General features: G+C 70.7%; 24 protein-coding genes and 1 pseudogene. 13 read left to right on the top strand and 12 right to left on the bottom strand.

Going from position 1 to position 26,428, the window contains the following annotated elements; translation table 11 throughout:
* The first annotated feature begins 43 nt into the window (after nucleotides 1-43).
* Nucleotides 44-979 carry a 5'-methylthioadenosine/S-adenosylhomocysteine nucleosidase family protein gene (locus tag ACRYCC_RS38495; protein WP_433819011.1) on the top strand — a complete coding sequence of 312 codons (936 nt, stop codon included), beginning with the start codon at nucleotides 44-46 and terminating at the stop codon, nucleotides 977-979.
* Between the two features lie 45 nt (nucleotides 980-1,024).
* Here the strand turns inward: ACRYCC_RS38495 and ACRYCC_RS38490 are convergent, their stop codons facing one another.
* A complete protein-coding gene (locus ACRYCC_RS38490) occupies nucleotides 1,025-1,693 on the bottom strand; it encodes a hypothetical protein (protein ID WP_433819010.1) in 669 nt (222 codons plus the stop codon).
* A 177-nt stretch (nucleotides 1,694-1,870) separates the two neighbouring features.
* On the opposite strand from ACRYCC_RS38490, the gene ACRYCC_RS38485 reads away from it, so the two are divergent.
* The 3 genes from ACRYCC_RS38485 (at nucleotide 1,871) to ACRYCC_RS38475 (ending at nucleotide 5,090) form a co-directional block, all read left to right on the top strand.
* Complete coding sequence (locus ACRYCC_RS38485; RefSeq protein WP_433819009.1) at nucleotides 1,871-2,620, top strand: NUDIX hydrolase; 750 nt, start codon at nucleotides 1,871-1,873, stop codon at nucleotides 2,618-2,620.
* Nucleotides 2,621-2,765: 145 nt separating this feature from the next.
* Complete coding sequence (locus tag ACRYCC_RS38480) at nucleotides 2,766-3,911, top strand: serine hydrolase domain-containing protein (RefSeq protein WP_433819008.1); 1,146 nt, start codon at nucleotides 2,766-2,768, stop codon at nucleotides 3,909-3,911.
* A 243-nt stretch (nucleotides 3,912-4,154) separates the two neighbouring features.
* Nucleotides 4,155-5,090, top strand: coding sequence for a L,D-transpeptidase (locus tag ACRYCC_RS38475; RefSeq protein WP_433819007.1), 936 nt, complete (start codon nucleotides 4,155-4,157; stop codon nucleotides 5,088-5,090).
* Between the two features lie 28 nt (nucleotides 5,091-5,118).
* Here ACRYCC_RS38475 and modA read toward each other — a convergent pair whose 3' ends face one another.
* Entirely contained in the window at nucleotides 5,119-5,916 is a 798-nt protein-coding gene (modA, locus tag ACRYCC_RS38470; protein ID WP_433819006.1) for a molybdate ABC transporter substrate-binding protein, read from the bottom strand.
* A gap of 323 nt (nucleotides 5,917-6,239) precedes the next feature.
* Between modA and ACRYCC_RS38465 the strand changes: the two genes are divergently transcribed.
* Entirely contained in the window at nucleotides 6,240-7,592 is a 1,353-nt protein-coding gene (locus tag ACRYCC_RS38465; protein WP_433819005.1) for a sensor histidine kinase, read from the top strand.
* 39 nt (nucleotides 7,593-7,631) lie between these two features.
* On the opposite strand, the gene ACRYCC_RS38460 is transcribed toward ACRYCC_RS38465, so the two are convergent.
* From ACRYCC_RS38460 to ACRYCC_RS38445, 4 genes are all read right to left on the bottom strand, one after another.
* Entirely contained in the window at nucleotides 7,632-8,309 is a 678-nt protein-coding gene (locus ACRYCC_RS38460; protein WP_433819004.1) for a hypothetical protein, read from the bottom strand.
* 467 nt (nucleotides 8,310-8,776) lie between these two features.
* Nucleotides 8,777-11,311, bottom strand: a complete 2,535-nt coding sequence (locus ACRYCC_RS38455) for an FtsX-like permease family protein (RefSeq protein WP_433819003.1) — start codon at nucleotides 11,309-11,311, stop codon at nucleotides 8,777-8,779.
* Nucleotides 11,312-11,314: 3 nt separating this feature from the next.
* The gene (locus tag ACRYCC_RS38450; protein ID WP_433819002.1) at nucleotides 11,315-12,076 is read right to left on the bottom strand and encodes an ABC transporter ATP-binding protein; all 762 of its coding nucleotides are present in this window, start codon (nucleotides 12,074-12,076) and stop codon (nucleotides 11,315-11,317) included.
* Nucleotides 12,073-12,309, bottom strand: a complete 237-nt coding sequence (locus tag ACRYCC_RS38445) for a hypothetical protein (protein ID WP_433819001.1) — start codon at nucleotides 12,307-12,309, stop codon at nucleotides 12,073-12,075. The genes ACRYCC_RS38450 and ACRYCC_RS38445 overlap by 4 nt, the downstream gene beginning before the upstream one ends.
* 173 nt (nucleotides 12,310-12,482) lie before the next feature.
* Between ACRYCC_RS38445 and ACRYCC_RS38440 the strand changes: the two genes are divergently transcribed.
* Together ACRYCC_RS38440 and ACRYCC_RS38435 are read left to right on the top strand one after the other, a co-directional pair.
* Nucleotides 12,483-13,754: a sensor histidine kinase gene (locus ACRYCC_RS38440; RefSeq protein WP_433819000.1), complete on the top strand. Its 1,272-nt coding sequence runs from the start codon at nucleotides 12,483-12,485 to the stop codon at nucleotides 13,752-13,754.
* Nucleotides 13,742-14,401 carry a response regulator gene (locus ACRYCC_RS38435; RefSeq protein ID WP_433818999.1) on the top strand — a complete coding sequence of 220 codons (660 nt, stop codon included), beginning with the start codon at nucleotides 13,742-13,744 and terminating at the stop codon, nucleotides 14,399-14,401. Before ACRYCC_RS38440 ends, ACRYCC_RS38435 begins: the two co-directional genes overlap by 13 nt.
* On the opposite strand, the gene ACRYCC_RS38430 is transcribed toward ACRYCC_RS38435, so the two are convergent.
* Nucleotides 14,355-15,767: a sensor histidine kinase gene (locus ACRYCC_RS38430; RefSeq protein ID WP_433818998.1), complete on the bottom strand. Its 1,413-nt coding sequence runs from the start codon at nucleotides 15,765-15,767 to the stop codon at nucleotides 14,355-14,357. The genes ACRYCC_RS38435 and ACRYCC_RS38430 overlap by 47 nt on opposite strands.
* Nucleotides 15,768-16,022: 255 nt before the next feature.
* Between ACRYCC_RS38430 and ACRYCC_RS38425 the strand changes: the two genes are divergently transcribed.
* Nucleotides 16,023-16,940, top strand: a complete 918-nt coding sequence (locus ACRYCC_RS38425; RefSeq protein WP_433818997.1) for an LLM class flavin-dependent oxidoreductase — start codon at nucleotides 16,023-16,025, stop codon at nucleotides 16,938-16,940.
* 136 nt (nucleotides 16,941-17,076) lie between these two features.
* Here ACRYCC_RS38425 and ACRYCC_RS38420 read toward each other — a convergent pair whose 3' ends face one another.
* From ACRYCC_RS38420 to ACRYCC_RS38410, 3 genes are all read right to left on the bottom strand, one after another.
* Nucleotides 17,077-17,673: a dihydrofolate reductase family protein gene (locus ACRYCC_RS38420; protein ID WP_433818996.1), complete on the bottom strand. Its 597-nt coding sequence runs from the start codon at nucleotides 17,671-17,673 to the stop codon at nucleotides 17,077-17,079.
* 113 nt (nucleotides 17,674-17,786) lie between these two features.
* Nucleotides 17,787-18,260, bottom strand: a complete 474-nt coding sequence (locus ACRYCC_RS38415) for a DUF6069 family protein (protein ID WP_433818995.1) — start codon at nucleotides 18,258-18,260, stop codon at nucleotides 17,787-17,789.
* Nucleotide 18,261: 1 nt separating this feature from the next.
* Nucleotides 18,262-18,624, bottom strand: coding sequence for a hypothetical protein (locus ACRYCC_RS38410; RefSeq protein WP_433818994.1), 363 nt, complete (start codon nucleotides 18,622-18,624; stop codon nucleotides 18,262-18,264).
* Nucleotides 18,625-19,257: 633 nt separating this feature from the next.
* Here ACRYCC_RS38410 and ACRYCC_RS38405 point away from each other — a divergent pair.
* From ACRYCC_RS38405 to ACRYCC_RS38390, 4 genes and pseudogenes are all read left to right on the top strand, one after another.
* Entirely contained in the window at nucleotides 19,258-19,620 is a 363-nt protein-coding gene (locus ACRYCC_RS38405) for an effector-associated constant component EACC1 (RefSeq protein ID WP_433818993.1), read from the top strand.
* Nucleotides 19,613-20,950, top strand: a complete 1,338-nt coding sequence (locus ACRYCC_RS38400; protein WP_433818992.1) for a caspase family protein — start codon at nucleotides 19,613-19,615, stop codon at nucleotides 20,948-20,950. The genes ACRYCC_RS38405 and ACRYCC_RS38400 overlap by 8 nt, the downstream gene beginning before the upstream one ends.
* Nucleotides 20,943-22,331 (top strand): annotated as a pseudogene (locus ACRYCC_RS38395) (Clp protease N-terminal domain-containing protein); the annotation flags it as partial. The gene ACRYCC_RS38400 and the pseudogene ACRYCC_RS38395, both read left to right, overlap by 8 nt.
* Nucleotides 22,332-22,579: 248 nt before the next feature.
* Entirely contained in the window at nucleotides 22,580-23,605 is a 1,026-nt protein-coding gene (locus ACRYCC_RS38390; protein ID WP_433818991.1) for an NAD-dependent epimerase/dehydratase family protein, read from the top strand.
* Between the two features lie 64 nt (nucleotides 23,606-23,669).
* On the opposite strand, the gene ACRYCC_RS38385 is transcribed toward ACRYCC_RS38390, so the two are convergent.
* A complete protein-coding gene (locus tag ACRYCC_RS38385; protein ID WP_433818990.1) occupies nucleotides 23,670-23,819 on the bottom strand; it encodes a hypothetical protein in 150 nt (49 codons plus the stop codon).
* Nucleotides 23,820-24,015: 196 nt separating this feature from the next.
* On the opposite strand from ACRYCC_RS38385, the gene ACRYCC_RS38380 reads away from it, so the two are divergent.
* Nucleotides 24,016-24,504 (top strand): PaaI family thioesterase, encoded by a 489-nt coding sequence (locus ACRYCC_RS38380; RefSeq protein ID WP_433818989.1) that lies wholly within the window; start codon nucleotides 24,016-24,018, stop codon nucleotides 24,502-24,504.
* A gap of 428 nt (nucleotides 24,505-24,932) precedes the next feature.
* On the opposite strand, the gene ACRYCC_RS38375 is transcribed toward ACRYCC_RS38380, so the two are convergent.
* Complete coding sequence (locus tag ACRYCC_RS38375; RefSeq protein ID WP_433818988.1) at nucleotides 24,933-26,228, bottom strand: cytochrome P450; 1,296 nt, start codon at nucleotides 26,226-26,228, stop codon at nucleotides 24,933-24,935.
* Nucleotides 26,229-26,428 lie beyond the last annotated feature (200 nt).

Genomic DNA, 26,428 nt, shown 5'->3' with positions numbered 1-26,428 from the left:
ATTCGGGCTCGCAACGACCTCTCCCGATTCATAGGAACCGCTCATGGATGAGCAGCACAACGGCCCCATCGTCAACTACGGGATGATGAGCACCGGCACGGGTGACACCACCATCTCCGGCAACGTCGCGATCGGCCCCAACGCTCGCGTGGAGAGCGGTGGATCGCGAGCGGAGAAGGCGCCCTCCACCCGGGAGCACTGGGACCTCGGTGTCATCACCGCGCTGAGCGTGGAGACCAGGGCCGTCGTCGCCATGCTTCAGCGCTCGGGTGCCTACCGAAAGCAGAGCTCTCCGGGCGGCCACCGCTTCCATCAGGCGCACATCGCGGCGGGCACCGAGAGCGTCAAGGTCGTGGCCACGCAGTGCCTCAGTCCGGGACAGCGTTCCGCCATGGCGGCGTTCCAGAACCTGCGCGCGACGTACGCCCCGAGTTATGTGGCGCTGGTCGGCATAGCCGGCGGCATCCACCAGGACACCGACCTGGGGGACGTGGTCATCGCCCGTGAGGTCGTCTACTACGACATGCGCAAGGAGACCTCCGACGGGGTGCTGCGCCGCGGTCAGAGCCTGCAGGTGCCGGGGGTGGTCCTGCACGCCGTCAACGACTTCTTCGCCGACCACGAGACCCCCCTGCACCTCATGGGCACCGATCCGGAGGGGGCCGGGCGGCCGTTCAAGGTGCTCTCCGGGCCGATCGGCTCCGGGGAGGCGGTCCTCGCCGACTCCGGCTCCGACGTCCGCCGTTACCTCGGCCTGTTCAACGACAAGACCCTGGCGGTGGAGACCGAGGCCGGCGGCCTCGCCCAGGCCTTCTACGAAGGAGTGACCGACGATGGGGCCCCGCTGGGCTGGCTCGCCATCCGCGGGATCTCCGACAAGGCCGACTCGGTCAAGAACGACGCCTATCACTCCGTGGCGGCGCGGAACGCGGCCACCGTCCTGGAGCGGCTGCTGTCCCACCTGACGACCGTCGGCTGAGACCGGCACGGCGCCGCTCGTCACCTGGGCCGGTGTGCCCCCCGATCAGGTGCCGGCCTGACCGTCGGCGGGCCGGCCGTGCTTCCAGGCGGTGGCGAAGAGCTGCACGGCGAAGTCGTACATCAGTCCTGGCCGGCGCGCGACGATGCATGGTGAGTTACGGCCGTGCTCGGCATGACCATAGATCGTCAAATAGGCGATGTTGTCGGTGATGATGACGCGATAGAGGTTCGGCAGGTCGTAGAACCGCAGCGCCACCGATTCGCGCTGCCGGGCGACCTCCTGTATGTACGCGGCGTTGGCTCGGACCTGGTCGGCGAGCAGCCCGGAATGAATCCCCAGCTCGACCCGGCGCATGTCGGCCTCGCGCCGGGAGAGCCAGGAGTCCGGTCCGAGGCCCGGGTCGGGCAGCAGCACGCGTACGGACTCCACGCGGCCGGCGACTCCCGCCCAGACCGCAGAGAAGCCGTCACGGGTCAGTTCGTTTCCACGACCGGTGAGCACGTTCACCCAGCGCGCTCGCCGTAACTCGCCGGGCAGGTCGAGATTGGCCATCCGCTGCTGGGGATAGACGCGCTGGACACCGAGGCCGGTGAAACGGGAGAGCACCGCCATCGGCCACTGCCGCACCTTCTGGGAGAACATCCATCCGCCTGCGACGGTGAGTGCCGTCGCCGCGAGCGAACCCACCACACCGAGAATGAATCCCTCCATGCGCCCTCCTGGCGTAGGGGGTCCCGGCCGGCCGCAGGGTCGGGCCGGCAGGCTGGACATCGGTACCGTCGCCGCTGGGTGACGTCTGCCGCCGGGGGTGGGCGGAGTCGACTTCAGGTATAAGTGACTTTAAGTCGAAGGCCAGTTAAGGTCAACCCTACCTTTAGTGAGCGGCCAGTGATCGGGAACGTTGAGGGGCCCGGCCGGGTCCGCCCGGTCGCGGTGACGGTGGATCTGGTGATCCTCACCGTGCGTCGGGACGAGTTGCAGGTACTGCTGGTCGAACGTGGCAAGGAGCCCTATCCGGGTCTGCCGGCGCTCCCCGGCGGCCACGTAAGGGAGGACGAAACCCTCGACAGCGCCGCGGGGCGGGAGCTGGAGGAGGAGACCGGGCTCGACGGCCGGCGGCTGCACCTGCAGCAGCTGCGCACCTACGGGGACCCCGGCCGCGACCCCCGGGGCCGGGTGATCACAGTGGCCTATCTCGCCCTCGGCCCGGATCTGCCCACGCCGGTGGCCGGCTCGGATGCCCGGGCGGCACGGTGGGTGCCGGTACAGCCGCTGCTCGAAGAGCGGATCGAGCTGGCCTTCGACCACCTCACCATCCTGCGAGACGCCCTGGACAGGGCCAGATCGCAGCTCGAGTACACGACCGTGGCGGCCGCCTTCTGCGCAGAGCCCTTCACCATCGGCGACCTGCGCCACGTCTACGAGGCCATCTGGGGACTCCCGCTCGACCCGAGCAATTTCCGCCGCAAGGTCACTCGAGCCGACCGATTCGTGGAACCCACCGGCGAGCGCACGATTCCCGAGATCGGACGACCCGCGGCCCTCTACCGGCGGGGCTCCGCGCGACTGCTCTCCCCGCCCCTGCTGCGCGCCGGCGACGTGGCACGTGCACAGGACGCGGCGGCCTCCCTGCGCTGAACGGGATCCGCACGGTGATCCCACAGGTGGCGGCCGGATCCCGCTCATGGTCCGGTTCCCTGTCCTACGCCGCTCATAGTCTTTCTCTCCGGCGCTTCCGGAGACATCCGGGCGCTTCCGGGCACGCACGAGGGAAGGCGGACCGATGGGCGACCTGCACGATCTCCTGAAGACCTACGTCGGCAACGGATCGGTGCCGGGAGCGGTGGGCCTGGTGGCTCGCGGTGACCGGGTCGAGGTGGAGGTCGCCGGCTCTGCCGACCTCGGCGGCACGCCGATGGCCAGGGATTCGATCTTCCGCATCGCCTCGATCACCAAGCCCATCGTCGCCGCGGCGGTCATGATGCTGGTCGAGGACGGCCGGATCGCGCTGGACGATCCGGTTGGGCAGTGGCTGCCGGAGCTGGCGTCACCGTCCGTCGTCCGCACGCCGGCCGCTCCGGTCGACGACGTGGTCCCGGCGGTCAGGCCGATCACCGTGTTCGACCTGCTCGCCTCCCGGGCGGGGTACGGCTTCGCGTCCGACTTCTCGCTGCCCGCGGTCGAGCTGTTGTTCGACGAGGTGCAGAAGCACGGCCTCTCCCCGCAGTTCGTCGCGGCGCCGGACGAATGGATGGCGGCGCTGTCCCGCGTTCCGCTGCTGCACCAGCCGGGCGACGCGTGGCTGTACAACACCTGCTCCGACATCCAGGGAGTGCTGATCGCCAGGGTCTCGGGCCGTCCGTTGCCCGAGTTCCTGGCCGAGCGGCTGTTCGAGCCGCTCGGCATGGCCGACACCGGATTCGAGGTACCGGCCGGCAAGCTCGACCGGTTCACCGGCCTCTACCGGGCCGACCCTGCGGGCGGCCTGACACTGGCCGACGCCCCCGGCGGGCAGTGGAGCAGCCTGCCGGCGTTCCCGTCCGGTGCCGGCGGGCTGGTCTCGACCGCCGACGACTGGCACTCCTTCGCCCGGATGCTGCTCGCCGAGGGCACCGTCGACGGGCGCCGGCTGTTGTCACCCGCGTCGGTACGGCAGATGACCACCGGCCAGCTCACCCGGTCCCAGCGCGAGGCCGGCGAACTGTTCCTGGAGGGCCGGAGCTGGGGTTTCGGCGGCTCGGTCGATGTCGAGACCACCGACCCCTGGAGCGTGCCGGGACGCTACGGCTGGGTCGGCGGCAGCGGTACGGCAGCGCACATCATCCCGTCCACCGGCACGGTCACCATCCTGCTCAGCCAGCGGGAGATGGCCGGACCGACCACGCCCGAGCTGATGCGGGACTTCTGGCGGTACGCGGCCGGCACCTGAGACCCCGTGCACCCGGGTGGCGGCGCACTCGGTCACGTGCCGCTCCGGCTTGACGCATCCGTGTCCAGCTCCGGCCGTACCTCGCCGCGGGCGACTTATGCGGCGGGCTTACCTGATGCGGGGTTGATCGAGGTGCACCGTTGGGGATCACTTGCGGGCGGAGGTGGCAGCGTGTTGCCCGGTCCATGCGGTGCTCGTTTCGGCACTTCCGCGCGGCGACCGAGTACGAGAAGGAGTGAGCAGGTGCAAGGCCGTTCGCAGCGTGCCGAGCCGGACGACTTACCGCCGTCCCGGCCGCGTTCGATGGTGTCCTCGACGCGGGCATGGCAGCCGGGCGCGTCCGAGCGCGGGCCACGCCGGCTGATCGTCGGTGGGGCGACGGCGCTCATGGCGTTGATCACCACGGTGTTCGCGGTCACGGGGGACCGACCTCCGACTCCGGCACCGCCGATACCGAGCAGAACCGCCACTCCGGCACCGCCCATACCGACGAGTCCCGCCATCTCTCCGAAGAAGCTGGCCAGGCTGCCGAAGGCGACGACCTACACGGTCGTGTCCCGGACGCCGCTCGACACCGACCCCTTCGCGGCTCCCAGCGGGGAGGTGGTGCATCCGACGGCGCAGCGCGTGGTCTACGCCAGTCCGGGGGGACGGCCCATCGCCAGGCTGCCCAGCACCCAGCTGGGTGCCCCCACCTGGGTGCCGGTGATAGCGTCCGTGCCCGGCTGGCAGCGGATCCTGCTGCCCAGCCGCCCGAACCGCGCCACCGGATGGATCAGCACCGGCGAGGGCCGCCTGCAGACCCGGCACAGCGATTACCTGGTCCGGATCGAGGCGGCCGCGCATCGGGCCACGGTGCTGCGCGGCGGCCACCGGGTCGCGAGATGGAAGGTCGCGGTGGGCACGGCCGAGACGCCCACCCCGCTCGGGCGCACGTTCATACTGACCACACTGACCCCCGCGCACCCCACCTACAGCCGGCTCTTCTTCCCCTTGGGAGCGCACTCAGACGTCCTGAAGACCTTCGACGGCGGCCCCGGCACGATCGCCCTCCATACCTGGCCCAGCAGCGAGGTCTTCGGCCACGCGGTGACCCACGGCTGCGTACGCGTGCCGGCGCGGGCCCTGCGGCTGCTCGCCCGCATCCCCCCGGGCAGCCCCGTCATCGTCACCAGGTAGATAGATAGGCAGGTAGATGGGGCGGTCCTCAGGGTGATTCGAATCCGGCCGCGGTCAGCACGGACTTGCCCTGCGGGGACAGTACGTACTGGAGGAACTCCTTGGCGAGGGCGGGCTGGGGGGCTTTGGTGAGGGTGACGATGGGGTAGTCGTTGACGGCGTTGGCCGCTTCGGGGAAGTCGATGCCCTTGACCTTGGTGCCGGCGGCTTTGACGTCGGTGCGGTAGACGAGGGCGGCGTCGGCCTCGCCGGTGGTGACCTTGGTGAGTGCTCCCTTGACGTCCTGCTCCAGGGACACCGGTTTGACGGTCAGCCCGGCGCCGGCCAGGGCCTTCTTGGCGGCGGCTCCGCAGGGGACGGGTTCGGCGCACAGCACGACCTTGAGCCCGGGCTTGGTCAGGTCCTTGAGTGAGGTGACCTTGCCGGGGTTGTCGGCGGGCGTGACGATCTCCAGCCGGTTGCGGACGAACACCTGGGGTGGCCCGTCGGCGAGGCCGGCGTCGGTGACGGTCTTCATGGTGGCGGGGCTGGCGGCGGCGAACACGTCGGCGGGGGCGCCCTGGGTGATCTGGGTGGCCAGGGTGGAACTGCCGCCGAAGCTGAAGGTGACCTTCACCCCGGGGTGGGCGGTTTCGAAGGCCTTGCCGAGCTGGGTGAAGGCTCCGGTCAGGGAGGCGGCGGCGAGCACGGTGACGGTCTTTCCGCCGCCGGCCTTGGGCGAGGCTGAGGAGCTGTCGTCGGTGCCGCCGCAGCCGGCGAGCAGCACCGCACTCACACCGAGCACCGCGAGCGACGCCTGAACGGGACGGAGTCTGCGACCGATCACCTGGTTGTCTCCTTTGGCAAGGACCCGCCGAGGGCTCAGTGGATGGGACCGTCCCGCCGAGCCGGAACGTTGTCTCGCCCGACCTTACTCCCGCAGAATCCAGGCTCCAAGAGTGGATAGCCGGGTACATACGAGCTGAAGAGCTGAAAATACCCGCATCTGAGTGGAAGAGAAGATGCTGCGGTGGTGGGTGCGTCCGGGTGACCCACTGGTCGGCGCCAGGCTGGATCTTGGTGATGTCTTGGAGTGGTCTTGCCCGGCATCGGAGCCATGCTGTGGGAGAGGTCTTTCACTGATCCGGCGGGAGGGCGGGTGCTCCTACGGTGGACCGGTCGCTGCGGATGCACAGGGCATCGCTCCACGCGGTGGGGTCGGCGGTGGTGTGCGCCGGGTTCAGCGTGATGGTGGTGATCGGCGCCCATGGCCGCGATGTCGCCGACAACACGCGGGCGGCGGTCAAGGCAGGGGAGCAGGTCGTGCCGCTGGTCAAGCAGGACCGGCTGCCGCGCGTGCTGCCGGGAGACGAGGCCGCAGCCGTCCAGGTCCTGGACGCCGGCCGCAGGGTGGTCGCGGCGACCGCCCGGTCGGCCGGCAGGCCACCGATGGCCTCGTTCCGGCCCGATGGCGATGAACTGATCACCCACCGGGATCTGTGCCCGCCGACCGGGCTGGAGGGGTGCATGACCGTGGCGGCGCTGCGGTTCTACCAGCCGGAGGGGAACTGGATGGTCTACTCGGCCAGACCGGTGGTGCCCATCTACGGCAACTGGGCGCTGATCGGGGTGCTCGGAGGGCTGTCCGCGCTGGTGGCGGGGGTGGCGGGTGTCGGCACCTACAAGCTGGTCGGCAGGACATTGGCTCCGATGGAGGCCATCCAGGCTGAGCTGGCCGAGATCACCGCCACCGCCTTCCACCGGCGGGTTCCGGTGCCCGCGACTCCGGAGGAGGTCCGGTTGCTGGCCGAGGCGGTGAACACCACCCTGGACCGGCTCGAGTCGGCACATGAGAAGTTGCGCAATTACACCTCTGATGTCTCACATGACCTGCGCGGCCCGATCACCGCCATCCGCGCCCAGCTGGAGGAGGCGCTGATGTCCCCTGAGGACACCGAATGGCCGCGTACGGCCGGCAGCATGATGGCGGGAGTGGAACGCCTGCAGGCACTGGTGAGCGACCTGCTCGTCGTCGCCCAGCTGGACGCCGGCGTGCCGCTGGCCCGCGAGGTGACCGATCTCTCCGCACTGGTCGCCACCGAGCTGGACCAGCGCCCCCGCAACAAGAAGATCAGCAGAGATCTCGCCAAGGGCGTGTTCACCCGGTGCGACCGCATGAGGATCTGCCGGGTGGTGGCCAACCTGATGGACAACGCCGAACGCCACGCCGACTCACAGATCAGCGTCGTCGTCAGGCACGCCGGCGCCATGGCCCTCCTGGAGGTCATCGACGACGGCGCGGGCATCCCCGCCGACCAGCACGAGACGGTCTTCCAGCGCTTCACCCGGCTGGACGACTCCCGTGAACTGGATCCCTGCGGCACCGGGCTGGGCCTGGCCATCGGGAGTCAGATCGCCGAAGCGCACCACGGCACGCTCACCATCCAGGACAGCCCCCGTGGAGCCCACTTCGTCCTGCGCCTGCCGGCCACCCGCTCGGACAGGGAATCCGTGACCCGGTGAGCTCCCGCGGGTCACGGATGATCGGCGGGTTCGGCGATGTCAGGCGCCGGTGCAGGGCGGCGGGTCGGCGGGCCCCTCGGCGCCCTCGGGTGGGAGGGGCACGTCGGCGTGCTTGACGGTGTAGCCCTTACCGGACACATAGGAGGTGAACGGGGCGGGGGCCATGCCCATCCGGTGGCATCGGCCGTCGACGACCCCCCCGGAGAACCCCATCCGGTCGTGTTCGTGGCCCCGGGGGTCGGCGTAGACGCTGAACGACATCCGGGTGCCCTTGGGCCAGCCGACGTTTCCGGAGCTGGTCCCCGATACGACGGCGACGGGGCCGCCGGTCATCACGTAGTCGACGTCGACGGTGCCCCAGTGGTCCCGGACGACGCCGTCCGGGTCCTCGGCGGGGTGGTTGAATCTGACGGTCCCGTGGGCGTCGCCCATGACCAGTTTCCCGTCGACGAACTTGAACGCGTTGCCGTGCGCGTCGAAGATGAAACGCCGGAGCGGGTTGCCGGGGTCGACGGAGAACCTCACCCACGCGTCGCCCGTGACGTGGCCTTCCTTCGGCTTCCCGGTGAGGGCCTGACCGCCGGCGCTCGTCACGTGAGCGGGCGAGTCGGCGAGAGCGGCGGCGCCGCCGGTGACCGCGAGCAGGACGATGCCGCTGATCCCGGCCGCGGCCACGGCCGCCGCAACGATCCTGGGAGGGGAGGTACGGGGTGCCATCTGGTCTCCTCGGGGACTCTGTGCGGACGCTGTCGCCCGCCCCTCGAAGTTCGCAGACAGCCCTGTCCGGCGGCCTCCCCCGCCTGATCGATCTTCCTTCCGGCCGTGGCCCGCAGGTCGGGTCGCCGACTCACCCGCTCGGGTGAGCCGAGCCGGTGTTCCCCGGCCCGCTCACGACGACGGTTTCCGCGATCTTGTCGTGCAAGGTCTGTCTGGAGGGTCGTACATCGCCGACAGCACCTGCTGGATCACACCGAGGATCAGCCCGTCGATGAGGAAGGCGCCGAAACGACGTCCTCTGCCGGCGATGACCAGCGAGCTCTTGGCCGGATCTTGCGGACGTACATGGGAGCAACCTAGCGATCACCGCGTCACGGCAAAGCGTGTGCCTTCGGCTTTTTGCGCCAATCTGCCTGCGGGCCATGGCTCGCGGGCAGCAGATCGCTGGCAGATGCGCCCAACCGCCGTCAGCCACGGGTGAGGGCCTGAGCCGGTGGGGTACGCAGCGCCCGGCGGGTGGGCAGCTCGACGGTGAGAAAGGCGATTCCGGCCACCACGACGGCGACGGTGGGCAGCAGCCAGAGCGGCCCGGCCGGCCAGGGGCGGTGCAGAAAGCCGATCCCGAGGAAGGCGAGCGGCACGACGGACACCAGGAGGCCGGTGCCGAGCGCGACGGCGCAGATCAGTGCCGCCTCCCGGCGCATCATCGACCGGATCTGGCCCGGGGTGGCGCCGATCAGCTGGAGCGCGGCGAGTTCGTGGCGGCGCTGGACGGTGGTCGCGATGAGCTTGTTGGCGATGCCGAGGAGCAGGTAGCCGAGCAGCACCGCGAGCACGGCGATGTTGATCCACAATTCCGGCGGTACGGCGCTGCCGTCTCCCGGCGCGGACCCGGTGTCGTTCACGGAGACGGCCAGCCCCGGACGGGACGCGGCGAGCGCGGCGAGGCCGCGCCGAGCCGTGTCCGTGCCGTCGGTACGGATCAGGAGGCTCTGGTCGAGTCCGGTGGTGGTGTGGTCGGCGGCGAGGTCGTGGGAGAGCGCCACGGAACCGAAACCGAGGCCCCGGGCGTAGACCGCGACCACGCGGGCGTCGACGCGGGCACCGTCGCCGAGGACCAGGCTCAGCCGGCTGCCCACCGACGCCCTTCGTGACCTGGCCGTACCGGCGTCGACCGCGATGGTGTCGCCGCTGAGATCTGCCAGGCTGCCGGCCCGCACATCGAGGTCGAGGACGGCCGGCGCGGCCGGGGTCAGGATCAGCGCGGACCCGGAGTCGGTCTCTCCCGCCGCCGGATTGGGCCACAGGACCGTGGTGGCGGTGACCGGGGCCGCGGCCCGCACTCCGGGCGTGGCCCGTACGGCGGCCGTCAGGTCATCGGGCAGGCCGCCGAGGCCGGGGGCGCTCATGGTGAGCTGCGCCCGGGTACCGGCGCGGACGTCGCCGGAGGTGGCCTCGAGCACGGTGGTCTGGGTCAGGGCGTAGGTGAGGGTGAAGACCACGGCCATGGCGAGGGTCGTGACGGCGCCGGCGACGCGCAGGGCGTACCCGCGGCTGTTGGCCACGGCCAGCCAGGTCGCCGCCGAGGCGCCCCCGGGCAGCCTCCGCGCCAGCGTACGGCTGATCCCGCTGACCAGCGCCGGGCCGAGCAGTGCGAGGCCGATCGTCGCCAGGATGCCGGCGAGGGCGGTCACCGCCGCCCCGGCCTGTGACCGTGCCAGCAGCGGCGCGACCGAGACGGTGTTCGCCCCGACCAGCAGCAGCACGCCGGCGAAGACCCGGCGCTTCGAGGGAGTGCGGGGTTCGCTGTGCGACTCGGCGACCGCTTCGGTGGCCGGCCGCCGGGAGGTACGCCAGGCCGCGCACCGGGCCGACACCCGTACGACGGCGACCAGCAGGAGCGCCGCGGCGACCGCGGGGAGGGGGCTGAAGCTCAGCGGCAGTTCGGACGGGAGCATCCCGGCCGACACCAGCAGCAGCCGGAACCGTTCCGCCAGCAGGTAGCCGAGGGGGATACCGGGCACCAGCGCGGCGAGCGTGACGAGGGTGGCCTGGGCGGCGGCGAGCCGGCGGACCTGCCGCGGGGTCGCCCCGACGGCCCGCATGAGGGCGAGGTCCCGTCGCTGCGCTCCGATGGACACGGCCAGCGCGCCGCCGACGATGAACCCGACGACCAGCAGGGTGACCCCGGCCAGTGAGCTCGCGAGCAGCGGCAGGACGCTCCGGGCGGCCATCGCGTCGGGGGACTCGACGTCGCCCCGGGCCGGTCCGGTGGACACGATCAGCCCGTCGTCCCGAGTGAGATCGCGGGCCGCCGCGGCGACCGAGGCACGGGCGCGCCATGCGGTACGCAACGCGACCAGGTCGACGGTGCCCCTCCGGGCCCCCTGCCCGCGGCCGGCCAGCCGCATCGCCGTGGGGTCGGCGAAGAAGACCCCGTCTCCGGCGGTGGTGACCACGGCCGAGACGCGGTACGTGGCACGGTGGCCGGCGGCGATCACCGACACCTGGCTGCCCGGTGCCACGCCGGCGGCGGCCGCGGTGTCGTCGTCCAGGGCGACCTCGCGTGGACCGGCCGGTGCCGAGCCGGCCACGCGCGGGTGGTCCAGCAGCGCGGTCGAGGCCCAGCCGTGCCCGCCGGCCCGTGGATCCCTGACCGGTACGACCCCGCCGCGCCCGTCGGCGACGGCGGCGGGAAAGCTCAGGTCGGCGGTCGCCGCGGTGACGCCGGGCAGCCGCGCCAGCCGGTCGGCCAGGTCGCCCGGTACGCGCGCGCGTTCCGGCAGCGCGATCGGCATGTCCCCGTCCGGCGCGAACGTCTGGCCGGCCGAGACGACCACGTCGGCCTGGGCGAGCCGGCCGACCGGTGCGTGCGAGCGCACCCCGGACTCGGCCAGCACGCCGATGCCGGTGACGAACGCGGCGCCCCCGAGGGTGGCGCAGGCGATGGCCAGCAGCGCGGCGATCCGATGACGGGCCATGCGCAGAGCCAGGTACAGCATCGCTTACTCCGTTTCCAGCGTGGTGATGCGGTGGGCCAGCTCGGCCGCGGTGGGCGCTTTCAGCGCGTCGACGACCCGTCCGTCGGCCATGACCAGTGCCAGGTCCGCCCGCGCGGCGGCAGCCGGATCGTGGGTGACCATCACGACGGTCTGACCGAGGCCGTCGACCAGGTCGCGGAGCAGATCGAGCACCTCGCGGGCGGTACGCAGATCCAGCGCGCCGGTGGGTTCGTCACCGAACACGACCGCGGGCTTCGTCACGAGCGCCCTGGCGATGGCGGCCCGTTGCTGCTGGCCGCCGGACAGCTCGGCGGGGCGGTGTGCCAGCCGGCCGGCCAGCCCGACCCGCTCGATCAGGGTCCGCAGCCAGTCCTGGTCCGGTGCCCTGCCCGCCAGCCGCAGCGGCAGCGTGATGTTGTCCGCGACGCTGAGCGACGGCACGAGGTTGTAGGACTGGAACACGAAGCCGACGCGTTCCCGGCGCAGCACGGTCCGGCGGGTCTCGTTCAGCCCGCCGATCCCGATGCCGCCGATGGAGACGGTGCCGGCGGTCGGCGTGTCCAGTCCGGCGGCGCAGTGCATCAGCGTGCTCTTGCCCGACCCCGACGGCCCCATCACCGCGACGAACGTGCCGGGCCGCACGGTGAGGGACACGTCGTCGAGCGCCCGGACGCCGCCCGGATAGGTCTTGGTGACATGCTCCAGGGCCACGGCCGGCACCAGCCCGGTCGGCTGCCGGTGCCCGTGGTCGATCGCGGTGCTCATCGGCGCCGGTGCTGGTAGTGGTGGACGCTCAGGGCGATGGCGCTGGCCAGGGCGACCAGCCCGGACCCGATCCCCACGAACATGTTGATGCCGGTGGTCGAGGCCACCGCGTTGGCTGCCGTGCTGACCACCAGCACCAGCCACAGCACCGGACGTACGATCCCGCCCTGGGCACTCGCGTCCGCTGCTGGGGGAGAGGCCTGGGGCGCCTCGGAAATCCGGTAGGGGTCCATCACGTGCGCTCCTTCGTCGATGCCTCCGTTGACACGGCACAACGCTAGGAACCGCGACCCGGCCGGACGATCCAGCCAACTGGCCGGCCTTGGTACAGCAGGCTGTACTCCTTTGCCGGACCTCTGACGGAGATCAACCAGATGTCCTACGGTCTCTGGTCTGGGAGGTGCACATGCCGGTCATCGAGCCTGAATCGGCCGCCCGCGAACGGGCCGGCCGATGGAACGCCATCGCCCGCGCCCGTGCCGTCCTCAACGCGCTCGAACACCTCGTCGGCGGCCTGGGTACCGCGCTGCTGGCGTTCGCCGCCCTGGTGTGGCTGATCCTGACCGCGGTCACGTGCGTCATCGGGGTGGGCCTGTTCCTGGTGCCCACCGTGCCCCGCGTGGTCCGCGCCGCCGCCGAACGGGAGCGCGCGCGGCTGTCCCGATGGGGGCCGGAGATCATCGGCGCGGGCCCCGCGCCGGCCCACGCACGCGCCGCCCTCGCCGATCCGGCCGTCCGGCGGGAACTGTACTGGGTGCTCGTGCACGGGACGCTGGGCCTGTTCGTCAGCATGGCCGGGCTGACCCTGCCGCTCAACGCCATACAGGACGTCACGTTCCCGCTGTGGTGGCGGATGCTGGGCCCGGACAGCGTCTCTCCGAACCTGGTCTTCTGGACCGTGCACGACTCCGCCAGTGCGTCGGGGGTCGCCATCCTGGGCGTGGGCCTCGGTGTGTGCTTCCTGCTCTTCGGGCCCGGCATCGCCCGGCTGCAAGCGTGGCCGGGACGGCGGCTCCTGGCGCCCACCGCCGACACCGACCTGTCCCTGCGCGTCGCGCAACTGTCCGCCACCCGCGCGGCGGCGCTGGACGCCCATGCCACCGAGCTGCGCCGCATCGAGCGCTCGCTGCACGACGGCACCCAGAACCGGCTGGTCGCCGTCACCGTGCTGCTGGGCGTCACCCGCCGGGCGCTGGCCCGGGACCCCTCCAGCGCCGAGGCCATGCTCGAACGCGCCCAGGACGCCGCCGAGCAGGCACTCGCCGAGCTCCGTACGGTCGTGCGCGGCATCCTGCCGCCCGTCCTGGCCGACCGGGGACTCGCCGGCGCGCTCGTCGGGCTCGCGGCGGACTGCGCAGTGCCGTGCCAGGTCGACGTCGAGGTACCCGGCCGGTGCGCCGCCTCGGTCGAGGCCACCACCTACTTCCTGGTCGCCGAGGCACTCACCAACATCTCCCGGCACAGCGGGGCCGGTCACGCCACCGTCACCGTCCGCCGCCAAGGCGGCCGGCTGTTCGTGCTCGTCGAGGACGACGGCAAGGGCGGCGCGGACGAACACGGCGGCTCCGGGCTGACCGGCATCCGCCGCCGGATCGAGGCCCACGACGGCCAACTCACCATGACCAGCCCACCCGGTGGGCCGACGACTCTCCAGGTGGAGCTGCCATGCGGATCGTGATCGCCGAGGACGACCCGCTCCTGCGCGAAGGACTCGCGCTGCTGCTGCGCGCGGAGTCCTTGGACGTGGTGGCCACCACCGATGGTCCCGAGACCTTCCTGAAGGCCGTCGAGACGCACGAACCGGATGTCGCCATCGTCGACGTGCGGATGCCGCCGACCCACACCGACGAGGGGATCAAGGCGGCCGTCGAGGCCCGGCGCCGCCGGCCCGGCCTGGCCGTGCTCGTGCTGTCCGCCTACGTCGAGCAGGCCTTCGCCACCGAGCTGCTCGCCGGCGGTGCCATCCGGCTCGGATACCTGCTCAAGGAGCGGGTCGGCCGCGTCGAGCAGTTCCTCGACGCACTGCACCGCGTGGCCGGCGGAGGTACGGCCATCGACCCCGAGGTCGTCGCGCAACTGCTCACCCGGACCCGCCCGGACGCCGCCCTGGAGCGGCTGAGCCCCCGCGAACGGGACGTGCTCGCCCTGATGGCCGAGGGGCTGGGCAACACCGCCATCGCCGAGAGGCTCTTCGTCACCGAAGGGGCCGTCCACAAGCACATCCGCAGCATCTTCGCCAAGCTCGACCTGGCCCCCACCGACCGGGCGGACCGGCGGGTCACCGCCGTCCTGCGTCACCTCGAAGACGCCCAGCGCCGCGGCTGACCTCCGCACCGTCCCCGGCCGCGGGGGAGGCCGGTGTCATCCCGAGTCGATCCCGCCTCAGCGCGTCACCGGGGTCAGCGGCCGGGAGGGGCATACGCAGCCGGGGGAGACGCAGGACGAAGCGTGCTCCGCGTTCGCTGTCCTGGATGGTCAGGGTGCCCTCGTGGGCTTCGGTGATCTCGCGTGCGATCGCCAGGCCCAGTCCGGTGCCGCCGGCGTCGCGGTGGCGGGAGGCGTCGAGCCGAGTGAATCGCTCGAAGACCATCTCGCGTTGTTCGGGGGCGATGCCGGCGCCGTCGTCGATGATCTCCAGCACGGCCGTGGGGCCGTCGGGCCGGACGATGACGGTGATCTTCGAGGTGGCGTGGCGGTCGGCGTTGTCGAGCAGGTTGACCAGTACCCGGGAGATCCGCAGCCGGTCACAGTCGATGAGGACGTCCTGCCGCAGGTCCCTGACGATCTCCATCCGGTAGGTGCGGCGGTCCAGTTCGTCACCCACCAGCCGGGCCAGATCGGTCCGATCGCGGGTGATCGGGGCACGGGCGTCGAGGCGGGCCAGGGTCAGCAGGTCGGTCACGATCGCCTGAAGCCGTTCGATCTCGGCCAGCCCCGCGGTCGCCGTCCGCGGCCAGTCGGTCTCGTCCGGATGCATGAGCGCCTCCTCCACCTGGAGCCGCATGGCGGTGATCGGACTGCGCAGGTCGTGGGAGGCGTCGGAGGTGAAACGCCGCAGCTGCCGGTAGGCGCCCTCGAGGCGGTCCAGGGTGGAGTTCACCGTCTCGGCCAGCAGTCTGATCTCGTCCTGGTTCTTGCCCGGCACCGGTACCCGCCGGTGCAGTCCGGTCGCGGTGATCTCCGCCAGCTCCCTCCGGATGGCGTTCACCGGAGCGAGGTCCTTGCTGACCGCACGGAAGGTCCCGGCGGCCATCATCGTGGTCACCAGGAGGGACACCCCGATCGCCAGGAACAGCAGTGGGGTGCTCCCGTACCAGGGGACCACCGGAACCGCCACGTACAGCATCCAGATGCCGTCCGGCTGGTAGACCTTGTACGAGACGACGGTCATGCAGCCCTTCAGCCCGGCCGGAGGGCACAGTGCCCGTGCGGCGCGCACATCTCCGCTGGTCGACCGGAAGGTGGCGATCGGCGGCTTGCCTGCGAGCTGCCGGGTCGCCGCGGCCGGCCGGCCGTGTGCGTCCAGGACCTGGATCACGTCGTCCTTGCCGCCCGGCAGTACGGACGGGAGCGGGCCCTGGGTGATGAGGGGAACCACGCGATTCCAGGCCCTGGTGGCCCGGGCCTGGGCCGCGTCGGCCTCATGGCTGCCCGCGAACAGGAGGGCGAGCGCACTGACCCCGATGCACACCAGTGCCGCGACAGCGCCGTGTTCCGATGTTCTCCGAGCTCGAATCGTTGATCGGTTCCAGTTCAACCTCTGTCCCCCGAATGTGAGGTGTTCACCTTCTACAAGTCAATGAATCGCGCATAACGTCCCTGGTTAAGGCAAAGTTTTGACAGGTGGTGCCGCCGCCACCTGGCAGTTGCCGTCTGGACGTACCGCTTCCGGGCCCGTACCGCAGCGGAGACTCCCGGTGTCGCGTACGCGCATACGATGCGGTGTATGAGGTTCGCGATCTCGATCCCTCAGTTCTACGCCGACGGCGCGTTCGATCCGGCCGGGTTCCGCACCTATCTCACGCGGGCCGAGGAACTCGGCTTCGACAGCGCGTGGACCCAGGAACAGGTGCTGGGATCGCATCCGCAGCTCGGGCCGGTCGAGACGATGACCTACGCGGCCGCGTGCACGGAGCGGCTGCGGCTCGGGTGCGTGGTGTTCGTGTCCACCCTGCACAGCCCGGTGCACCTGGCGAAGAGCCTGAGCTCGCTGGACCAGCTGAGTCACGGGCGGATCGAGGTCGGCGTGGGCACCGGTGGCAGGAGGCGGCCGTTCGCCGCCTTCGGCGTTGATCCTGACCGGTACGTCGCGCGGTTCACCGAGGGACTCGCGCTGATGAAGGCGCTGTGGACCGAGTCCCGCGTCACCTTCGACGGGGAGTTCTGGCAGCTCGAGGATGCGGCGATGGAGCCCAAGCCGTACCAGAAGCCCTACCCGCCGATCTGGTTCGGCGGTGCCGCCCGGAGCGCGCTGCTACGGGCCGTACGGCTCGGCAACGGCTTCTTCGGCGCCGGCTCGTCCCCCACCGCGAAGTTCGCCGACCAGGTCCGGATCGTACGAGAGGCGCTCGCCGAATCGGGGCGGCCACCGGAGGACTTCCCCATCGCGAAGCGCGTCTACATCGCGGTGGACGACAACGCCGGGCGGGCGCGCACACGGATCAACACCGAGCTGGAGCGGCTCTACGGACGCCGGTCGGAGGACATCGAGGCCGCCGCGGTCGCGGGCACGCCGGACGACTGCGTCCGCGAGCTGCGCAAGGTCGCCGAGGCCGGCGCCGAACTGATCCTTTTCACCCCGATGTTCGATCAGGCCGAACAGGCCGAGCGTCTGGCCGCCACGGTCGTTCCCCGGCTCGGATAGGGCCGGGTCGGGCGGCGGCCATCGGGCATGCGGGGGAACGTCCCGCAGTTGAGGCCGGCGGAGCTCCTCGTCGTGTACGACGAAACCGCGGTACCCCCTGTTGGTGGGGGTACCGCGGTGGTGGTGCTGGTGTGGGTTAGGGCTTGGTGGTGGGTCGGTAGGTGTTGACCTGGACGCCGGTGGTGCTGGTGGTGGTGGAGATGAGTTCGAGGGTGGTGGAGGTTCCGTCGTTGGGGAAGATGCTTTTGCCGCCGCCGAGGATGATGGGTTCGATCATGAGGCGGAGTTCGTCGGCGAGTCCGTGGCTGAGCAGGGTGCGGGCGAGGGTGGGGCTGCCCATGACGACGAGGTCGCCGCCGTTGCGTTGGTGGAGTTCCTGGATGCGGGTGGTGGCTTGGTCGCCGGGGATGCGGGTGGTGTTGTTCCAGGTGAGGTCGTTGTCGTTGAGGGTGCTGGAGACGACGTATTTGGGGATGGCGTTCATTTGGTCGGCGAAGGGGTCGCCGGCTCGTTCGGGCCAGGCGGCGGCCATGTTCTGCCAGGTGCGGCGGCCGTAGAGCAGGGCGTCGGCTTTGGTGAGTGTTTCGGTGAAGGCGGCGCCGACGGTGTCGGGGTCGAAGAATTGGGTGGACCAGCCGCCGTGGGTGAAGCCGCCGTGGGTGTCTTCGTCGGGTCCGCCGGGGGCTTGTACGACGCCGTCCAGGCTGATGAATTCGATGATCACGATGCGCATGGGTCTGGCTCCTGGGGTGTGGTGTTGGTGGTTGGGGGTTGCTCGGGTGGGTTGGTCGGGTGGGTGTTGGTGGGGTGGGTTGTTGGGTTGTGGTGCGGGGTGTGTCGTGGTTGTCAGCTGGTGGTGGTGTGGCGGCGGGTGCGGAGCATGGGGATGAGGGCGGTGGCGACGGTGAGGTGGATGAGGGTGAGCATGATCTTGGTGTCGGTGGTGGCGTGTTCGATGCCGATGGGGGCGAAGGACAGCAGCAGGACGGTGGTGGCCAGGGTGGTCCAGATGGTGTGGGCGTGGTGGGTGAGGCGTTCGAGCAGGGCGAGGGTGCCCCAGCCGAGGAGGGCGAAGACGAGGGCGAAGATGGTGATCTCGGGGAGGATGAGGGGGTGGGGCTGGGTCTTGCCGGGGTCGGTGAGGGTGAAGTCGGTGCCGGCTGCTTTGGCGGCGAGGTAGAGCACGCTGGCGGAGACGGTGGCGGTGGCGACGGCGAGGCCTCGGACACGCCGGGTGCGGGCGGTGCGGGTGGTCTGCGGGGCGGCGGCGGCCGTGGCGGTCTGCGCAGCGGTGGTGGGGGCAGCGGCGGTGGTGGTCATGTCAGAGCTCCTTGTCGGTGTGGGTGTGGGTGTCGGCCGTCGGTGTCCGGCCGGTCGTGGGGTGGACGGTGGGGTGGACGGCGATGACCACGTGGTGGTCGCGTCCTTGCGGGGCCGTCCGGTCGTGGTACTCGGTCATCAGGGCGGTGACCGCGGCAGCGAGTTCGCGAGTGAAGGCGGCGCGGTCGGCGGCCGAGGCGAACCGCACGTGACCGTCGATCGCGAACGTGGCGACCCGCTTGCCGGCCTGGTCGGCGCCGGTGACGAGCGCCGCCACGTCACGGACCAGCCGGGCGGCCAGGGCGAGCAGCCAGCGGGCTGAGAGCCGGTCCGGCGAGCCTTCGGTCATTGCGACTTCGAACATGCCCATACGTTCTCACCGACAAATCTATTTGTCAAGCCGATTCTGGTTGTCGGCTAGGAGGCTCGTCCGGGCAGCTCGAGGCGCAGGCGCGCCCTGGACTCGATCTCTGGGTGTGGCGGCCGAGGCGGATGCGACACCGGCCGCACCCGAGTACCCCGAGCACCCCGAGCACCCCGAGCATCGCGGTGGCCGTCGCGATCTCATGTAGCGCCCGCGATCACATGAGGGCCGTCGACATGTCTCTCGTCGTCCCCGGTGACACCTGCCGCCGGCGTCGGCACCGGACGCCGCTCGCCGGCGATCCGATCGGGTCCATTTCCTGTTCCCCTCCCGTGAAGGTCGTGACGCGACCCGACCGGATCCACGAGGTGGATCTTCTGTCCAGGAAGTGGCGGCCCATCGTTGAGCCAGTTGGACCAGTTGAACTAATGGCGTTCCATCCGATGCGATCCGGGATTATCGGCCATGCGGCAGGCTGATTGATTTCGGCCGAAACTCGATGGCGCGACGGTGCTGCCCCCATCGGTAACGGCGATGCGTCAGGGTGTGCGCGGTTTGGCGAGACACCTTTCGCTTTTATCCTCTTTGGGCTCAGACTTGGGATCGGGTCGGGGTGTTGGCAAAGGGGGAGGCGTGGAGTTTCGTATTTCGCTGGTGGGTGGGGCCCCGGGGGCTGATGTCGAGTCCCTGGGCGATTGGCTTCGGGGCGAGCCGGAACTCGCGGGCCGGGTCAGGGGTGAGGGTGCGGCTCCCCGGCCAGGTGAGCTCGGTGCGGCGCTGGACGTGCTGGTGGTGGCGGTCGGATCGGGCGGTGCGCTGACGGTGCTGGGCAAGTCGCTGAGTACGTGGTTGACGCAGCCGCGCCGGTCGCAGGTGCGCATCCGGGTAAAGGGCGAAGCCGGCAGGGTCATCGAGATCGACGCTGATCGGGTGGACGGTGCGCGGATCGAGACGCTGCTACGCGAGGTGCTGCAGCACAGCGATGCCGATGAGTAGCGCCCATTTCCCGGAACCGCAGCGTTCCCGCCTGGTGCTGATCGGCGCGAGTACGTACACCGATGAGAATTTGCCGGACCTGCCGGTCGTCACCAGGACCGTTCAGGATCTCGCCGCGGCTCTTACCGACCCGGCGTACGGCATGGTTCCACCGGAGCACTGCACGGTTCTGACGGATGTGAGCAACATCGGTCTGATCGGCCGGGAAGTGCGGTCGGCGGCCAGACAGGCCGAGGACCTTCTGCTGGTGTTCTACACCGGGCACGGCCTGGTCGGCGGCAAGCGGCACGATCTGTATCTCGCGTTGCCGGACAGCGAGTGGGCTGATCCGGAGTTCAACTCACTCGAGTACGACAAGCTGCGCGGCGCGGTGCTGGACAGTCCGGCCCAGACCAAGGTCATTATCTTGGACTGTTGTTTCTCCGGCCGGGTCGTCACCGACACGATGGCGGATCCCGTCTCCGCGGTGGTCGGTCAGATGGAGATCGACGGCACCTACGTGCTCGCCTCGGCGCAGCGAGACCAGGTTGCGCTGATCCTGCCCGACGAGGAGCACACGGCGTTCACCGGGAGGTTGCTCCGGCTGCTGCGCGAGGGCGTCGGTGACGGGCCCGAACTGCTCACGATCGACGACCTGTACCGGCAGCTGTCGATGACGATGAAGGCCGAGGGGCTCTCCGAGCCGCAGAAGCGCGGGACCCGTAACGCGGATCTGCTGGCGCTCGCCCGCAACCGGGCGTTCGCGGCGACCGCGGCGCCGCTCCTGCGGGAACGTCATGCCGCGGCGGTGGCACGCGGTGAGAGCGGCGACTGGACCGAGGCCGTCGAACTTCTCCGGGTGATCCTCGCGGAGCAGGTCCGGGTCCTCGGGCCGGACCATGCCGACACGCTACGTACGCGGCAGTCCCTGGCACACGGGATAGGCGGCTCGGGGGCCCCGCTGGAGGGTGCCGCGATGCTCCGGGAACTCCTGGCCGAACGGTCGCAGAAGGAACCCGCCGATACGGAGGACATGCTTCGTACGCGGCAGTTCCTGGCAGTCAACCTGGGAGAGGCCGGCTACCGCGACGAGGCCATAGGCATCCTGCGGATACTGCTGCCCGACCGTAGGCGCGTTCTCGGCCCCGAGGACCCGCACACCCTGCGTACGGCCCACATGCTGGCCCGCAATCTCACCATGGCCGGTGAGCGGGACGAGGCGGTCGCGCTGTTGCGTGAGCTGATCGCGGTACGCGAACGCGTCCTCGGCGCCGACCATCCGCACACCCGGCGTGCCCGGGATGACCTGGCCGCCCTGCTCGACGAGCCGCCCGGAGGCACCGATGTTTGAGAGGTTCACCGACCGCGCGCGGCGGGTCGTCGTCCTGGCCCAGGAAGAGGCCCGGATGCTCAACCACAACTACATCGGCACCGAGCACATCCTCCTGGGCTTGATACACGAGGGCGAGGGCGTCGCCGCCAAGGCCATGGAGCGCCTGGAGATCAGCCTCGAGGCCGTGCGTCAGCAGGTCGAGGAGATCATCGGGCAGGGGCAGCAGACGCCGTCCGGTCACATCCCGTTCACACCGCGGTCCAAGAAGGTGCTGGAGCTCTCGCTCCGCGAGGCGCTGCAACTCGGCCACAACTACATCGGCACCGAGCACATACTGCTCGGCCTGATCCGTGAGGGTGAGGGCGTCGCCGCCCAGGTGCTGGTCAAGCTGGGCGCCGACCTGAACAGGGTCCGTCAGCAGGTCGTCGTCCTGCTGCACGGCTACCAGGGCGTGGAGCAGCCGGCCGCCGGGGAACAGCCCGCCGTTGGGGAGTCGCCGGCCGTTGGGGAGTCGCCCGCGGTCGGGGAGTCGCCCGAGGCCGCCCCCGCCATGTTCTCCGTGCTCGACACCTTCGGCAGGTGTCTCACCGCCGAGGCCCGGGAGGGCAGGCTCGATCCCGTGGTCGGGCGCAGCACGGAGATCGCACAGATCACCCAGGCGCTGATGCTCAGGACCAGGAACAGCGCGATGCTGGTGGGCGAGCCCGGCGTGGGCAAGACCGTCCTGGCCGAGGGGCTGGCCCAGCACATTGTCAGGGGCGAGGTGCCCGAATCCCTCAGCCGCATCGAGCTCTACGCCCTCGACCTGGCCGCGCTCGTGGCCGGCTCGCGGCACTGGACCGACTTCGAAGAGCGGCTGAACGGCTTCCGGGCGGCCGTCGGTGCTCGCGACGACGTCGTCCTGTTCATCGATGAGATCCATACGCTGACCGGGGCCGGAACCGCGGAGCGCACCTTCGATGCCGCATCGGTCCTGAAAATGATGCTGGCCCAGCGGGAACTGCGGGTCATCGCCACCGCCACACCCGCGGAGTACCAGCGCTACCAGGAGCGGGACGCGGCCCTCGAGCGCCGGTTCCAGCTCATCCAGGTGACCGAGCCGACGGTCGCACAGACCGTCGAGATCCTCGACGGGCTGCGTGACCGCTACGAGGCGCACCACCGCATCTCGATACCCGACGAGGTGCTTGTCACGGTCGCGGAACTCGCCGACCGGCACCTGCCGGACCGGCCGCTGCCGGGGAAGGCGATCGACCTGCTCGACCTGGCCGGCGCCCAGGTCCGGATGCGCGCGGCGACCCCGGCGCCGGCACTGCCGGAGTCGCAGAGGGCGGCGGAGGCCGAGGTCAAGGTGGCAGAGGCCCAGGTGGCAGAGGTCAAGGTGGCCGATGTCGACGAGGCCCTCGCAGTGATCTCCGGCGGTTCACCCACGCACATCGCCCACATGCGACAGAGCAGGCGCCGCACCCCGATCTACGCGCCTGCGGCCATGAACAGCGAGGACAAGGCCATCTGGGCGATGAGTTAGCGGCGGGTGCGGCCGCTCGCCGTCGCCGGGTGAAGGCGGCGCGGCGGGCGCCGTTGCACTCCCGCTCGCCGGCGCCCTCTTTTCATGCAAGAGTCACACGACCTCTGGAGGGAGCCGGGATGGCCGACGAGGACAGGCCCGCGCTGGTCATCGGCGCCAGCGGTTTCCTGGGCGGTCACGTCGTCCGGGCGCTGGCCGCGCGAGGCCGTGAGATCCGGATCCTGGCGCGGCCCACCAGTGATCTTTCCGGGCTGGACGGCCTGCGGTACGACAAGAGAGCCGGCGATCTGGCCGATCCCGCGTCACTGCGCGAGGCCGTACCGGGTTGCGGGACGGTCTTCCACTGCGCGGTCGACACTCGCGCGTGGCTGACGGATCCCGCGCCGCTCTACCGCACGAACGTGGACGGCCTGGTCAACTCCGCCGAGGCGGCGCTGGAGGCGAACGTCTCCCGCTTCGTCTACACCAGCACGGTGGGGACGATCGGGCTCAACGCGCGGCGGCCGGTGACCGAGGACGATGCCTTCAACTGGTACGAGCGCGCGCCCCACTACCTGCGCTCCAGGGCCGACGGTGAGGCAAAGCTCTTCGGCTACTGCCGGGACCGGGGCCTGCCGGGCGTCGCCCTGTGCGTGGCCAACACCTATGGGCCGGACGACCGGCAGCCGACGCCGCACGGCGAGCTGTTGTGGCAGGCGGCGCGGGGCCGGCTGCCGTTCGTCCTCAAGGCGGGGGTGCCCTGGGTGGACGTCCGTGACGCCGCGGAGGCACTGCTGCTCGCCGAGGAGAAGGGCGAGATCGGCACCCGGTACATCGTGGCCGGCGGTCACGCGACCCAGGTCGAGCTGCACGCCCTGGCCGCGCGGGTCCTAGGCGAGCGGCCGCCCCGGTCGCTGCCGCCGTGGACGGCTCAGCTGGCGGCCCAGGTCAACCATCTGCTGTGCCGTGCCCGGGGACTCCGCGACCAGCGGCTCTGCCCGGACTCGATCACACTGGCCAAGATCTTCGGTCCGCTGGACGCGACGCGGGCGCGCGAGGAGCTCGGGTGGCGTCCTCGACCACTGGAGGAGAGCGTCAGGGACGCCGTCCTCTGGTTCGCCGGACACCACAGGCAGGGCGGACCGAGCGGACCGGACGGCACGTAGCCCGAGACGGATCGCCGGCGGTCCGGCGGCGCTTGCGCGGCTCCCGGCGTGCCACGGCAGGACGCTAGAGGAAGTCCGTGCCACCGTCCACGTTGACGGTGGCGCCGGTCACGTATCCGTTGCGGCGGGAGACGAGGTAGCCGGTCAGGGATGCGACCTCGTCGGGGAGCACCATCGTGACGGCGAGCTTCACCGAGACGCTCCGGCCGGTCATGGCGGCCGACGATCTGGACGCGAGCGATCCGGTGAGCGTGATGACCTGGATCGGCAGGACGTTCCACGAGCAGGCCGCCATCGGCCGCGCGGGCGGTGGCCGGAGCTGGTAGGCCGACGAAGGAGACTGAAGTTCTGTTAATTTGAGAAGATGATTTCCGGTGCGACCCTCCGGGAACGACGAGCGGGAGGTCCCCATGAGAGCCGCAGCCAACGGACGGCCAGGTGACGAGCACGCGGGTACGGAGGTCGTCGTCGACCATGCCAACCACGTACTCGGCCATCTCGCCATGCGTGACGTCGACACACCGGAGGGCGCCGACCTCGCGATGATCCTCCCGGTCACTCCCCGGGTGACGAATGTGCGCGGTGGCCTGCAGGGCGGCCTGATCGCGACCCTCGTCGACGTCGTCGCCGGCCGTGCGGCGGGCCAGGCGCTGGCCGACGGTGACAGCGCCGCCACGGCGGACATGAACATCAAGTTCCTCTCCGCGGTCACGGTCGGCCCGGCGCACGCGACGGCGCGGGTGCTGCGGCGCGGGAGGTCGCTCATCGTGATGCAGGTGGAGGTGCGTGACGAGGGGCGGGACGTTCTGGCCGCGGTCGCCACCTTGTCCTTCGCGGTCGTGCCCCTCCGGCCAGGGCAGCACATTCCCGGCCGTCCGCAGACCACGGCCGAGACGTGAGCTCTCCTCTCGTCGGCACCGGAACCGCCGTCAGCCCTGGGCGTTCCGCAGAAGCCGGTCGCGCAGTTCTCGCTTGAACAGCTTGCCGGTGTCCGAACGCGGCAATGCGTCGGCGAACCCGGCGCGGGCACTTGTAACGAGCCAGCCGGGTGGCACACCAGTCGGCGATGCCCTCTGCCCAGATCGTGCCCGCTTCGCCGGGGGGCGGCTCCCGCCCCGTCGGCGTCGCGGATGTGCAGGGTGCCCGGCAGCGGCCGTCCGACCGAGCCCGGGTGCTGGAGTCACTCGGCCGAGGTGATGAAGGTGAAGCCGGCTCCCTCGGAGGACGACCAGTATTCGTGGACGATCGGCCCCCACCCACGACGTCGCCGGCCTGGAGGCCATCTCCCGGGAGCGGGTGTGACGGGGGGTCTCGAGCACGACCGGAGTCACCCCAGCGTGACCGGCAGGGACTCCACGCCGGCGATGAAGCTCGACGTGGTGTGCCTGGCCTGGCCGTCGAGGCGGAGCCGCGGGTATCGGGTGAGCAGCTCGGTGAGCATGGTGGACATCTCGAGCTTGGCGAGGTGCGAGCCGAGACAGAAGTGCGGGCCGATGCCGAACGCCAGGTGCGGGTTCGGGTCACGGGAGAGATCCAGGCCGTGCGGGTCGTCGAACACCGCGGGGTCGCGATTGGCGGCGGTGTACCACAGGACGACCTTGTCGCCGGCCCGGATGTGCTGGCCGCCGAGTTCGACGTCCCTGGTCGCCGTACGCCGGAACTGCATCACGGGGGACACATGACGGATCAGCTCGTCGGTGCCCGTGGACAGGCGTTCTGGGTGGCGGGCGAGGTCGTCCCACATCCCGTGTGCCTGAAGCGCGATGACCGATCCGGACAGTGAGTTCCGGGTGGTCTCGTTGCCGGCGATGATGAGGAGAAGCCAGAACATGCAGAATTCGTCGTCGGTGAGCCGTTCGCCGTCGAGGTCGGTGTTGGCGATGTGCGACATGATGTCGTCGGCGGGATTCGCGCGGCGGTCCGCCGCGACCTGCCTGCCGTACTCGAGGAGCTCCGCGAACATCGCGACCGCCTGCGTCGGGTCGCCGGCGAGTTCGGCGTCCTCGAAGCCGATCAGGGCGTCGGACCACTTCACGATGAGGTGCCGGTCCTGCTCGGGCATCCCGAGCAGTTCCGCCAGCACGCGGGTCGGGAGTTCCTTGGAGACGGCCGTGACGAGGTCCACCGATCCGGCGCCGGTGAGGCTCTCGGCGATCTCACGGGCGTGCGTCGCGATGCTCTCGCGGAGGGCGTTGACCGCGCGTGGCGAGAACGCGGGGGAGATGATCTTCCGTAGCCGGGAGTGCTCCGGCGGGTCCATGAAGAGCATCATCAGGCGCAGGCCGGCGAGCGTGATCTCGTCGGCCGTGAACAGCTGGACTCCGCCCAGGTAGGAGGAGAAGACGCCCGGCTGCCGGGAGACCTGGTGCACCAGCTCGTGGCCGGTGACCGCCCAGAAGCCCGGTGACGGCGGGGCGGGCAGGCCGCTGGAGGCCGCGCTGGCCCGGTGCTCGACCGGCCGCTCGTCCTGCCAGGCCACCGGCGCCGCCGCACGCAGGACGTCGAACGCGGCGTGTGGCGGGCCGGCCTGATACGTCGTGGCGAGCGAGAGGTCGGTGTCGCAGAGGTCCGCGACGCGGGCGGCTCCCTCTGGAACCGTCTGCGGTTGCTTCACCTCGTCCATCCGTCACGTCCGTTCGGTTGTCGTCTCGGTGGGCGCGACCGGGTCACCGTCGTCTGCTCCGTCTCCCGATGCCGGGCAGGGGCGGTGCGACGTTCGGGTGCTCTCGGCTCGTCGTGGCTGGCGGGTGTGGCGTCCCGGCCGGCGGTGCCGGTTGCTTGGCAGTACACATTTCGCTTGGTGTCCTGTCAAGGGGCCGGTAC

This window comes from Actinomadura scrupuli, assembly GCF_050971785.1.
GTDB lineage: Bacteria > Actinomycetota > Actinomycetes > Streptosporangiales > Streptosporangiaceae > Actinomadura_E > Actinomadura_E scrupuli.
This window is presented reverse-complemented; position numbering and strand designations above follow the sequence as displayed.